We start from the raw sequence: 688 nt of genomic DNA on the forward strand, positions 1-688 counted from the left end.
TGCTGGAATCAGCGTGTCCAAGATCAGGGGTCAAGGCCCCACGTCGCCAGCACGGAGCCGATGCTCGTGTGCGCCGGCCCTGATGGCTGGACGGCGGAGCGGGCGGTCGAATTGGGTGTGACGGTGGAGATCGGCGGCGAAACCATCTCAGGTCAAGACGGCGGCTGGACGGTCTACAACGAGAACAATGATGGCGTGCTGCGCACCTGGTTCACCGTTGTCAACCCGCCCGTTGAACCCGAAGCCACTGAAGAAGTGCCCGTGGAAGAGCCGACCGAAGAGACCGCGCAACCGGTGCCGCCGGTGAACGTCGCAGAGTCATCGACCCCGACGCTGACTCCTGAGACGGCGACGCCTGTGGCGAGCGAACACCTCGCGGCGACCGGCGCGGATGAGTTCGCACCCATCGGCCTCGCTGCTGCGGCCATCCTCGCGGCCGGAGCGATGCTCTTGTGGCGCCGGAGCGCAACGCAGAAGTAGCCGCAACTCCATCCGCTCAAACGTGGCCGCTGCTGGCGTGATCGCCAGCAGCGGCCACGTTTGCAGATAGTGGTGCTTCGAGGGCCTCAGCATGCGTTTCGGGGGCCTCAGTGCGAGGATGCGGAACCGTAACGACAAAACCCCCTGCAGAAGCAGGGGGTTTCACTTGTGGCTCCGACGGGCGTCGATCCCGTGACCTTTCGATTTT

Annotated in this window: 1 pseudogene; it reads left to right on the forward strand. The window is 64.8% G+C overall.

What is annotated here, in order from left to right:
* Positions 1-480: pseudogene (locus tag EG850_RS13150) on the forward strand (hypothetical protein); the annotation flags it as partial.
* Between the last annotated feature and the right edge of the window lie 208 nt (positions 481-688).

The sequence above is a fragment of the Gulosibacter macacae genome (genome assembly GCF_003865375.1).
In the GTDB taxonomy this organism is placed as follows: domain Bacteria; phylum Actinomycetota; class Actinomycetes; order Actinomycetales; family Microbacteriaceae; genus Gulosibacter; species Gulosibacter macacae.